The 11,336-nt window shown below is 47.8% G+C and carries 11 protein-coding genes and 1 tRNA gene; 5 read left to right on the forward strand and 7 right to left on the reverse strand.

Annotation, left to right across the window (positions count from 1 at the left end; translation table 11 throughout):
- Positions 1–144 precede the first annotated feature (144 nt).
- The 6 genes from porB to LPB400_RS03695 all read right to left on the reverse strand — a co-directional run bounded on the left by porB (position 145) and on the right by LPB400_RS03695 (position 5,733).
- Positions 145–1,206, reverse strand: coding sequence for a trimeric porin PorB (gene porB / locus LPB400_RS03670; protein ID WP_219089436.1), 1,062 nt, complete (start codon positions 1,204–1,206; stop codon positions 145–147).
- A 388-nt stretch (positions 1,207–1,594) separates the two neighbouring features.
- Positions 1,595–2,608, reverse strand: coding sequence for a ketol-acid reductoisomerase (gene ilvC / locus LPB400_RS03675; protein ID WP_070646594.1), 1,014 nt, complete (start codon positions 2,606–2,608; stop codon positions 1,595–1,597).
- Positions 2,609–2,669: 61 nt separating this feature from the next.
- Positions 2,670–2,963, reverse strand: coding sequence for a putative quinol monooxygenase (locus LPB400_RS03680; protein ID WP_219089439.1), 294 nt, complete (start codon positions 2,961–2,963; stop codon positions 2,670–2,672).
- A gap of 66 nt (positions 2,964–3,029) precedes the next feature.
- Positions 3,030–3,521 (reverse strand): acetolactate synthase small subunit, encoded by a 492-nt coding sequence (gene ilvN, locus LPB400_RS03685; RefSeq protein WP_003685820.1) that lies wholly within the window; start codon positions 3,519–3,521, stop codon positions 3,030–3,032.
- Positions 3,522–3,531: 10 nt separating this feature from the next.
- Complete coding sequence (gene ilvB, locus LPB400_RS03690; protein WP_003680037.1) at positions 3,532–5,259, reverse strand: biosynthetic-type acetolactate synthase large subunit; 1,728 nt, start codon at positions 5,257–5,259, stop codon at positions 3,532–3,534.
- Between the two features lie 389 nt (positions 5,260–5,648).
- A tRNA-Leu gene (locus LPB400_RS03695) sits at positions 5,649–5,733 on the reverse strand.
- Between the two features lie 284 nt (positions 5,734–6,017).
- Between LPB400_RS03695 and LPB400_RS03700 the strand changes: the two genes are divergently transcribed.
- The 4 genes from LPB400_RS03700 to hisD all read left to right on the forward strand — a co-directional run bounded on the left by LPB400_RS03700 (position 6,018) and on the right by hisD (position 9,554).
- Positions 6,018–6,680 carry an SCO family protein gene (locus LPB400_RS03700; RefSeq protein WP_070583489.1) on the forward strand — a complete coding sequence of 221 codons (663 nt, stop codon included), beginning with the start codon at positions 6,018–6,020 and terminating at the stop codon, positions 6,678–6,680.
- Positions 6,681–6,762: 82 nt separating this feature from the next.
- Positions 6,763–7,416: an ATP phosphoribosyltransferase gene (gene hisG / locus LPB400_RS03705; protein WP_219089441.1), complete on the forward strand. Its 654-nt coding sequence runs from the start codon at positions 6,763–6,765 to the stop codon at positions 7,414–7,416.
- A 48-nt stretch (positions 7,417–7,464) separates the two neighbouring features.
- On the forward strand, positions 7,465–8,190 hold the full coding sequence (gene nfsA / locus LPB400_RS03710; RefSeq protein ID WP_219089443.1) for an oxygen-insensitive NADPH nitroreductase: 726 nt from the start codon (positions 7,465–7,467) through the stop codon (positions 8,188–8,190).
- Positions 8,191–8,261: 71 nt separating this feature from the next.
- Positions 8,262–9,554 carry a histidinol dehydrogenase gene (gene hisD, locus LPB400_RS03715; protein WP_219089446.1) on the forward strand — a complete coding sequence of 431 codons (1,293 nt, stop codon included), beginning with the start codon at positions 8,262–8,264 and terminating at the stop codon, positions 9,552–9,554.
- Between the two features lie 107 nt (positions 9,555–9,661).
- Here hisD and LPB400_RS03720 read toward each other — a convergent pair whose 3' ends face one another.
- On the reverse strand, positions 9,662–10,543 hold the full coding sequence (locus LPB400_RS03720; RefSeq protein ID WP_219089448.1) for a prephenate dehydrogenase: 882 nt from the start codon (positions 10,541–10,543) through the stop codon (positions 9,662–9,664).
- Between the two features lie 296 nt (positions 10,544–10,839).
- On the opposite strand from LPB400_RS03720, the gene LPB400_RS03725 reads away from it, so the two are divergent.
- A complete protein-coding gene (locus tag LPB400_RS03725; protein WP_004521040.1) occupies positions 10,840–11,334 on the forward strand; it encodes a MarR family transcriptional regulator in 495 nt (164 codons plus the stop codon).
- Positions 11,335–11,336: the final 2 nt, after the last annotated feature.

The raw sequence follows: 11,336 nt of genomic DNA on the forward strand, positions 1-11,336 counted from the left end.
AGATAGACTAAAGGCCGTCTGAAACTGATTGGTTTCAGACGGCCTTTTTATATACAACGCTTAAATTAATTTTCGTTGAGGGTAGGGCATAAGAATAAAAAAGAGCCTGCATAAAACAGGCTCTTTTTCATACTAATCCAAAGATTAGAATTTGTGACGCAGGCCAACAGTGCCAGCAGTTTTCTCGTATTTGTAGTCGCCTTTGCCTTCTTTCAACCAGCCGGCAGAAACCAGAGCAGAAGTGCGTTTAGAGAAGTCGTAGTCAGCACCAATGATAACTTGGTTGTAAGCGCTGTTCTCTTGTTTCACGCCTTCTTCTTTAGCTTTAAAGCCGTGAGCGTAAGAAACACGAGGAGTTACATTACCGAAGCGGTAAGCAGCAGTTGCACCAACTTCAGTACGTTCGTTTTTCTTAGCACCAGCTACGTCAGCTTTGAAGCCTTCGTATTGACCTACAACAGCAACCATCAGGTTGTTAGCATCGTAACCAGCAGTCAGACGGTGAGCTTGGTGATCTTTATAAGTACCAGCAGTCAAAGTAGTGTTGCTGTTGAACGCATCCAGGTAACCAGAAGTCAAGTCAGCACGTTTAGCATAAGAACCAGCGTAGCGACCGAAGAAGCCAGAGTTTTCGTAGTTCAGACCCAAGTCGTAAGACTCACGGCTTTTCACAGTGTGAGTGTATTTGTCGCCAGGGTTAGCATTGTCACGAGGTTGGTATTGTACGCTTGCGCTGAAACCACCCAATACAGGAGTATCGTAACGTACAGATACTTTACGAGAATCTACACGTTTGATTTTACCCAATTGCAGAGCGTCTGCGTTAGCATCACTAGATTCCCAAGGGTCGAAGCTATCGCTGCTGTCGTTCAGAGCAGTATTCAAGTTACCGGCACGAACTTTACCGAAACCGCCTTCCAAGCCCAAGAAAGATTCACGGTTAGCGAAACCAGAGTCACCACCGGCGATAGAAGTTTTTTGTTCAACTTGCCAGATAGCATTCAGGTTGCTACCCAAGTGTTCGTGGCCTTTGAAACCGATGCGAGAGCCGAAGTCAGCAATCTCAGTAGCAGTTTTAGAAGAAGTCTTACCCTCTTTTACTTTAGAAATTTCTACGCCAGCTTTAATTTGACCGTACAGAGTTACGTCAGCCATAGCTGCAACAGGCAGAGCCGCCAGAGTCAGGGCAATCAGGGATTTTTTCATTGCTGTTTTCCTTTTTTAAGTGTGAAGAAGCGAGCATTCGTTCTTCTTATTACGATATCGTTCTGTTTCAACGATTCCATGACCATAATATAAAGGTTATGGCTTAAGAAAACAAATTTTCCTCTTGTTTTAGGCGTATTTTTGATTGGAAACGTTGTTTTTTGCAGACAGAGTAGGTATAGAAAATAGTCGTTTATTTCGTAATATGTTTTTCTAAAAGGAAATTTTAGGAGAACCATAAAAGACGGCTTATTGAGGTTGGAGTTTAAATGTTGTTTATATTGTTTTTAGACGGCCTTGTTGAGTGTGATTTATAGTGTATTGGGTTTTAAAATTATAAAAAACCTGCCTGAGTGATCAGGCAGGTTTCATTTGCTTGAAAGACAGATTAGTTTTTGTCTTGGTCAACCAGTTTGTTTTTAGCGATCCAAGGCATCATAGAACGCAGTTGTGCACCCACTTTTTCAATTTGGTGGTCGGCGTTCAGACGGCGACGGGCAGTCATGCTGGCGTAGTTGGTCGCGCCTTCTTGGATGAACATTTTCGCATATTCACCGCTTTGAATGCGGTACAGTGCTTTTTTCATCGCTGCTTTGGTTGCAGGAGTCACTACTTCAGGGCCGGTAACGTATTCACCGTATTCGGCATTATTGGAAATGGAGTAGTTCATGTTGGCAATACCGCCTTCGTACATCAGGTCAACGATCAGTTTCAGCTCGTGCAGACATTCGAAGTAGGCCATTTCCGGAGCGTAACCGGCTTCAACCAAAGTTTCAAAGCCGCATTTCACCAATTCAACTGCGCCACCGCACAGTACGGCTTGTTCGCCGAACAAGTCGGTTTCGGTTTCTTCGCGGAAGTTGGTTTCGATTACGCCGCCTTTAGTGCCGCCGTTGGCTGCTGCGTAAGACAGGGCGATGTCTTTGGCTTTGCCGCTTTTATCTTGGTAAACAGCGATCAGGGAAGGTACGCCGCCGCCTTTCAGGAATTCGCTGCGTACGGTGTGACCTGGGCCTTTAGGGGCGATCATGATAACGTCGAGGTCGGCGCGAGGTACGATTTGGTTGTAGTGTACGTTGAAGCCGTGAGCGAACGCCAATACTGCGCCTTCTTTCAAGTTAGGCTCGATTTCGTTTTTGTATACGATAGGTTGGTTTTCGTCAGGCAACAGAATCATTACAACGTCGGCTGCTTTGGTTGCTTCAGCAACGGTGCGCACGTCGTGGCCGGCTGCTTCGGCTTTTTTCCAAGAGCCGCCTTGGCGCAGACCGATTACGACATTTACGCCGGAATCTTTCAGGTTTGCTGCGTGTGCGTGACCTTGTGAACCGTAACCGATGATGGCAACGGTTTTGCCTTTGATCAGAGAAAGGTCAGCGTCTTTATCGTAATAAACTTGCATTTTATTTCCTTAGTGTAAGAGGGTTCCGGATAATCCGGGTTGAGTTAAAAGTAATAGGGGCTTAAGCGGGGACTTGGTTCATCAAGACGATTTCCAATGCTTCGGTTTTTCCTTCGATGGATTTGACGAAGTTTTGGAAATGTTCGCTGGTATTATGTCCGTCAATAGCTGCTTGGGATTTCCAGCTTTCTACGAATACGAAACGGTTGGGTTTGCCGATTTCTTGGTGCAGGTCGTAGCTGATGTTGCCTTCTTCTGCACGGCTGGCTTTGACCAATTCTTTAAACTGGGCAGCCAGAGCCTCGGTGTATTCGGGTTTGACGGTAACTAATGCAACGATTTGGATGCTTGACATATTTGTCTCCTACTGTTTTTCAGACGGCCTTTGTTGAAAGTAAAAGGCCGTCTGAACGATACAGCGTTAAATTTTCAAAATACGCTCGCCACGACCGATACCGGCTGCGCCTGTGCGTACGGTTTCCAAAATTTGGGCGCGACCGACTGTTTCGAGGAAAGAGTCGAGTTTTTCGGTGGAACCTGTGATTTCGATGGTGTAGCTGCGGTCTGTTACATCAATAACGCTGCCGCGGTAGATTTCGGTCAATCGCAGGAATTCGTCGCGGTCTTTGCCGACGGCGCGGACTTTTACCAACATCAGTTCGCGTTCGACAAAACGGCTTTCGTTCAAGTCAACCACTTTGATAACTTCAATCAGTTTGTTGAGTTGTTTGGTGATTTGCTCGATAACGTGTTCGTCGCCATGAGTAACGATGGTCATGCGAGACAAGGTTTTGTCTTCGGTTGGCGCAACAGCCAAGGAGTCGATATTGTAATCGCGTGCGGAGAACAAACCTACCACACGGCTCATCGCACCTGATTCGTTTTCCATCAGAATAGATAAGATATGTCGCATTTTTCTCTCCTTACGCTGACAATGTTTCGCGCATATGCGGCGGCAGAACCATCTCGTCCAAGCCTTTGCCGTTGCCGACCATAGGCAGTACGTTTTGTTTCTTGTCGGTCAAGAAATCGAGGAATACCAGACGGTCTTTTTGGTTTAATGCTTCCAGTAAAGCGCCTTCTACATCGGATTTCTTGTCCACACGGATGCCGATATGGCCGTAGGCTTCAGCCAGTTTGACAAAATCAGGCAATGAGTCGAAATAGGTTTCCGATTCACGGTTGCCGTAATAAAGTTCTTGCCATTGGCGGACCATGCCGAGGTAGCCGTTGTTCAGGGTAACGACGTTAACCGGAACTCGGTATTGGAAGCAGGTCGACAGCTCTTGGATGTTCATCTGAATCGAGCCTTCGCCGGTGATGCAGAATACATCTTGATCAGGAGCGGCCAGTTTCGCACCGATGGCATATGGCAAGCCGACGCCCATTGTGCCCAAGCCACCGGAATTGAGCCACTGGCGTGGACGCTCGAATGGGTAATATTGTGCGGTAAACATTTGGTGTTGACCAACGTCGGAAGTAATGATGGCAGAATTATTGGTGATTTCGGCCAGTTTTTGAATGACGTATTGCGGTTTGATGATTTCGCTTTCATTATCAAACCACAGGCAGTTGCGCGAACGCCATTCTTCGATGCTTTTCCACCATTTATCCAATGAGTCGGCTGCAGGTGCAGATTCTTGCTTACCCCACAATTGAATCATTTCGGACAATACGTTTTTCACGTCGCCGACAATCGGGATATCCACTTTGACGCGTTTGGCAATGCTGGACGGGTCAACGTCGATATGAATAATTTTTTTGGCTTTTTCAAAGAATTTGGACGGCACGGAAATCACGCGGTCATCGAAGCGCGCACCGATTGCCAGTACAACGTCTGCATTCTGCATGGCGAGGTTGGCTTCGTAAGTGCCGTGCATACCCAGCATACCCAAGAATTGGCGGTCGCTGGAAGGGTATGCACCCAAGCCCATCAATGTACCGGTACAAGGAGCGCCGATCATGCGGACGAATTTGGTCATTTCCTCAGAGGCATTGCCTAAAACCACACCGCCGCCAAAGTAAACAATAGGGCGTTTGGCGGAAGCCAGCATTTGTACGGCTTTTTTGATTTGACCGATGTGGCCTTGTACAACCGGTTGGTAAGAGCGGATGAAGATGTCTTCTTGCGGATAGCTGAATTTAGCCATTGCTTGGGTGACATCTTTAGGAACATCGACAACAACGGGACCCGGACGGCCGCTTGCGGCGATTTGGAAAGCTTTTTTGATGGTGTCTGCCAACTCAGCGATATTGGTTACCAAGAAGTTGTGTTTGACACAAGGGCGAGTAATGCCGACTGTATCCACTTCTTGGAATGCGTCTGTCCCGATGAGGGAATTGCCCACCTGGCCGCTGATGACTACTAACGGAATAGAGTCACTGTAAGCAGTGGCGATACCGGTCAGGGCATTGGTTACGCCCGGGCCGGAAGTCACCAAGGCAACGCCGACTTTGCCGCTGACACGGGCATAGGCATCTGCCGCATGTACGGCTGCCTGTTCGTGGCGAACCAGGATGTGCTTGAATTTATTGAGTTGGAAAAGGGCATCGTAGATTTCGATAACCGCGCCGCCTGGATAGCCAAATACATACTCGACACCTTCGGCTTTGAGACTTTGCACGATGATTTGTGCGCCAGATAATTGCATATTGACCTCTTTTATATGGTTTCAAACCAATAGGAACAATCCGCCTCACCACAGCACCTGTAATGCAATTCCACCAAGCAGCGATTTAGGGTACGCGCACTGAGGGAATACGATGACAGTCAGACTATCCAAGCAATTGGGAAGAAACACAGAGTTTGTGAAAAAGAGTAGAAACGATAACGCAATCCGACTGTACAAGCAAGACAAAATCTTTCATCTTTTAACGTTTAAGGAGTGAAAATAGATTATCGTTTGATTTTAAAGAAATAAAAAAACAGTTTGATTGAGCTTGTTGTGGGGAGATTGTTGACAGTTTGAGTAAGGAGAAGGTTTTTGTAAATGATAAATAGCAAAAAACCTCTTGACTGAATCAAGAGGTTTTTTTAATTTGGTGCCCAGGGTCGGACTCGAACCGACACACCTTGCGGCGGGGGATTTTGAGTCCCCTGCGTCTACCAATTTCGCCACCTGGGCTAGCGAAGAAGTCGTCATTATAGCGAGTTCTCGAATCTTGTAAAGCAGTAATTGAAAAAAAATTGGATTATTTTTATATTTGTTTGATTTTTAATGAATTAAACTTTTTGTGTTTGATGGTTATCTAAATGGGAGGCAGATTTTTAAAACAAAAAAAGCAGTATTTATCTGCAAAAAGGGCTACATTTAATGTGTTAAACGCGTTAATATGAAGATGTTTTGTTTTTATATCGGCCGGGCAGTTGTTTGGCCTTACTTATTTGAAACGGTTTTGGAGAAAATTTATGCTTTCCGTTACACGAACTTTCCTACTCAGTGCTTTTGCGTTGGCTGCTCTGGCTGCTTGTCAGCCTAAAGAAGAGGCCAAAGAGGCTTCTTCGACACCTGCCACTTCTGCTGCGCCTGCTGCTTCCGGTGAGTCTGCACCCAAAGTGCAAGCGCGTGGTACCGATATGCGCAAAGAAGATATTGGTGGCGACTTCACATTGACCGATGGCGACGGCAAACCTTTCAGCCTGAGCGACTTGAAAGGCAAAGTGGTTATCCTGTCTTTCGGTTATACCCACTGTCCTGACGTATGCCCGACCGAGTTGCTGACTTACAGCGATACTTTGAAACAATTGGGCGATCAGGCTAAAGACGTGAAAGTAGTATTTGTCAGCATCGACCCGGAGCGCGATACGCCTGAAGTAATCGGCAAATACGCCAAACAGTTCCACCCTGATTTTATCGGCCTGACGGCTACCGGCGATCAAAGCCTGCCTGTCATCAAACAGCAATACCGTGTGGTATCGGCTAAAGTCAACCAAAAAGAAGACAGCGAAAACTATTTGGTCGACCACTCTTCAGGTGCATATTTGATTGATAAAAACGGTGAAGTGGCGATTTTCTCACCTTATGGCAGCGAGCCAGAAACGATTGCGGCTGATGTGAAAACTTTATTGTAAAAACGTAGTTGAGGCCGTCTGAAATGGGTTGTGGATTTCAGACGGCCTTCTTATTTTTGATACGGCAAAGGAGAAGAACAAAATGACCGACACACTGTTAACGGTTGCTTTATCCAAGGGACGAATTTTTGAGGAAACCCTGCCGCTGTTGGCGGCCGCCGGTATTGTGCCTGCAGAAGAGCCGGAAAAATCGCGCAAGCTGATTATTGGCACGAATCATGACAATATCCGTCTGGTGATTGTGCGCGCAACCGACGTGCCGACTTATGTCCAATATGGTGCGGCGGATTTCGGTATTGCCGGTAAGGACGTACTGATCGAGCATGGCGGAGACGGCCTGTATCAACCTTTGGATTTGCACATCGCCTCATGCCGCATGATGGTTGCGGTAAAAAAAGGTTTCGATTACGCCGCCGTTTCCAAACCCGGCAGCCGCTTGCGGATTGCCACCAAATATCCCGACATTGCCGCCGAACACTTTGCCGACAAGGGTGTGCATGTGGACATCATCAAACTGTACGGCTCGATGGAGCTTGCGCCTTTGGTCGGTTTGAGCGACGCGATTGTCGATTTGGTTTCCAGCGGCAATACATTGAAGGCCAATGGTTTGGAAGCTGTGGAACATGTGGCTGATATTTCCAGCCGCTTGGTGGTCAACAAGGCGGCGTTGAAAACCAAATATGCGCTGTTGAATCCGATTATTCAGGCATTTGAAAGTGCCGCCAAGGCCGTCTGAAAAGTTTTTGGCAAAACCTGTCTGCCAACCTAGTTTGAAAGCCCCGTCATGATGCAAAGCAAACCGACACTCGATACGATTCTTTCCCATCGTTCCATCCGCAGGTTTACTTCCGAACCGATTGTCGATGAAATCCTCGATACGCTGGTTCGCGCCGGACAACAGGCTTCGACTTCCAACAACCTGCAATGTGTTTCCATCATCCGCGTATCCGACCTTGAGCTGAGACAGGGGATACATGAAGCGGCAGGAAGCGCACCTTATATTGTCCATTGTGCGGAATTTTTATTGTTTTGCATCGATTTTTCCAAACACAAGGCGATGTTTCCCGATGCGCAAATTGATTGGGCGGAAATAACCCTGATTGGCGCGGTCGATGCAGGCATTATGGCGCAAAACGTATTGCTTGCCGCCGAATCACTTGGGCTGGGCGGCGTGTATATCGGCGCGTTGCGCAATAATGCGCAAAAAGTGTCGGACGTATTGAACCTGCCGGATTATTGCGTGCCTTTGGTGGGATTGTGTCTCGGTTATCCCGACCAAGACCCGCCGCTCAAACCGCGCCTGCCTAAGGAAATGGTGTATGCCGAAAACGCTTGTTCGAGCCTGAATGCCGAGGCGGTTGAAGTCTATAATCAGGCAGTGGCGAATTATTATGAGTTACGCAAGGGCAGTCCGATACCTTGGAAGGAATCGCTGGCTAAAACCTTGGGCAATCCTGTGCGGCCGCATATGTTAGCGTTTTTGCAGAAAAAAGGTTTTTTGAAAAGATAATGTTCAGACGGCCTTTGAGTGACTGAGGCCGTCTGAAAACAATAGGAACGAAACAAGGAAGAGAGCAAACCATGAAGAAACTCGACACCCAATCCCCTGATTTTCAAGCCAAACTCAAAGCGTTACTCGCTTTTGAAACCGCGCAAAATCCTGAAATCGACCGTATTGTTGCCGACATCTGCGCCGATGTTCAAAAACGCGGCGATGCGGCGCTGATTGAATACACCAACCGCTTTGACGGTACATCTGCTCAAACTATCGACGATTTAATCCTGACGCAAGACGATTTGCAGTCTGCGTTTGAGCGTTTGCCTGAAAATATTCAGACGGCCTTGAAAACGGCCGCGAGACGGGTGGAAAGCTACCATAAACACCAAAAAATGGAGTCGTGGACTTACGAAGACGAAGACGGCACGCTTTTGGGCCAACAGATTACGCCGCTTGACCGTGTCGGTATTTATGTTCCGGGCGGTAAAGCCGCTTATCCGAGTTCCGTCATCATGAACGCTATGCCTGCCCACGTTGCTGGCGTGAAAGAAATCATCATGGTCGTTCCTACTCCTAAAGGCGAGCGCAACGATATTGTGTTGGCGGCTGCTTTTGTGGCCGGTGTAACCAAAGTGTTTACGGTCGGAGGCGCGCAGGCGGTTGCGGCTTTGGCCTATGGTACGGAATCTGTGCCTCAAGTCGATAAGATTACCGGCCCGGGCAATGCTTTTGTCGCTGCGGCCAAACGACGCGTGTTCGGCGTGGTTGGTATCGATATGGTGGCAGGGCCGTCTGAAATTTTAGTGATTGCCGATGGCACGACGCCTGCCGATTGGGTGGCCATGGATTTGTTCAGTCAGGCGGAACACGATGAAATTGCACAAGCGATTTTGATCGGCACTTCTCAAGCGTATTTGGACGAAGTTCAGACGGCCATGAACCGCTTGATCGAAACCATGCCGCGCCGTGCGATTATTGAAGCTTCATTGGGCAACCGCGGCGCAATGATTTTGGCTAAAGATTTGGACGAAGCCTGCGAAATCGCCAACTATATTTCTCCCGAACACTTGGAATTGTCGGTTGAGAATCCGCAAGCGTGGGCGAAAAAAATCCGCCATGCAGGTGCGATTTTCATGGGGCGCTATACCAGTGAAAGCCTTGGCGACTATTGTGCAGGGCCCAACCACGTTTTGCCGACCAGCCGCACGGCGCGTTTCTCTTCTCCTTTGGGAACATATGATTTCCAAAAACGCTCCAGTCTGATTCAGGTTTCAGAACAAGGTGCGCAGAAGTTGGGCAAAACCGCCAGCGTGTTGGCGCATGGCGAAAGCTTGACCGCGCACGCCAGAGCGGCTGAGTTCCGTTTGAAAGACTGAGTGAAACATTGAAGTTGTAAGAAATCTAAAAGGGCATCTAAACAGATGCCCTTTTTATTGTGATGAAGATTTTAGCTGAGAAGGTATCAGGCCGTCTGAAAACAGGTTTAACGGTTTTTCAGCCAGTCATTACGCATTTGTGCGGCTTCTTCAAAATAGCGGTAAAGCTCGGTTTTATTGCCGTCTGAAAGGAGTTGTTCCAATTTGGATAATTGTTCTTTCAAATCTCCGGTCAGTTTGAGCAGGGCAGGGCGGTTGGCCATGCAGATGTCTGTCCAAACGGCAGGATGGCTGGAAGCGATGCGGGTAAAGTCGCGAAAGCCGGTGGCGGCATAGGGGAGGTAGTCTTTGCCGTGCGGATGGTCAACCAAAGCGTGGACATAGGAAAAGGCGGCCAAGTGCGGCAAGTGGGAAACGGCGGCAAAAATATTGTCGTGTTCTTCGGCGCTCATGGTCGAAATTTGCGAACCAACCGCCTGCCACAGGCTTTTCAACCGTCTTAGGCCGTCTGAAGCCTCTTGGCCGTGTAGCGTAATGATAAGGCGGCTGTTTTGAAACAAACCGCAACGCGCGGATTTTGCGCCGCTTTGATCCGAGCCGGCTATCGGGTGGGCGGCAAAACATTGCGGCAGACGGTCGGATAAGTGGGTGCGGAAGGCATTGAGTGCCGATTGTTTGGTGCTGCCGACATCGGAAACGCAGGCGGTGTCTTTTAAGAAGGGCTTGATGTCGCGGCATACGTCAGGCAGGACGGAGACTGGAGTGGCAATCAAAACCAAATCGGCATTGCTAATGCTTTCGGCGCAAATATTCGGATAGGCATGGTCGATGATGCCGCATTCGAGTGCGTAATTGAGGTTGTCGGCATTGGTGTCGATGCCGGTAACGGTTTGCACCAGTCCCAAGCGTTTGAGGTCGAGCATGAACGAACCGCCGATTAAACCGACGCCGATAAGGGTAATGTGGGGGAAAAAGGCGGAAGTGTTCATGGTTTGAATCCGGTTTAAGTGGAAAAGCTTATTTTAATCTGTCATCGAGGCCGTCTGAAAGTTGTCATCAAGGTTTCAGACGGCCTTTTTTATGGTCGAATTTTCATGATTTAGGCATAGAAAACTCCGTTTAGTAGGATCATGTAACCGATTATCAGATTTTCATACACTAAAATAATCATCTGAATTAGTATAACGTCTTAAAGTAAGTAATTGGTATCTTAAAGTAAATTATTACATCATATTTTATTTTAATTGATATCGAATAAAATAACTCACTCAGAAAGAAGGAATTTATGAGTTTTTCACAAACCGAATTAGTCAATGCAATGCGTTTGCTTTCTACCCGTCTGCCGCAGTTTCCAGAGCAGCAAAACCAAGTATCCCGCATGTTGCGCATCGTAACCGAACGTTTGAGCAGCCATTTGAACGAAAACCTGAAAGCGTTCGGCATCAATGAAAATCTGTGGTTTTCCCTGATGGCGGTTTACGTCAGCCCAAACAGCGAAATCCTGCCTTCACGTTTGAGCGACCTGATGGACTTGACGCGCACCAGTGCCACACGCCTGTCGGACGACATGGTTGAGCGCGGCTGGGTAGAGCGTTATATCAATCAAAAAGACCGCCGTCAGATTGTGCTAAAATTGACCCCTTCGGGTGAGACCTTCATCCACGAAGTATGGCCGCAAATTGCCCGTCAGAGCGGCCAGGCGTGGGAAGATTTCACGAAAGAGGATTATGATACGCTGCAACACCTGTTGGGTAAGCTGTTGAACCGTTTGGGTAATTGACA

It is taken from the genome of Neisseria perflava (assembly GCF_019334725.1).
Taxonomy (GTDB): Bacteria; Pseudomonadota; Gammaproteobacteria; order Burkholderiales; family Neisseriaceae; genus Neisseria; species Neisseria subflava_A.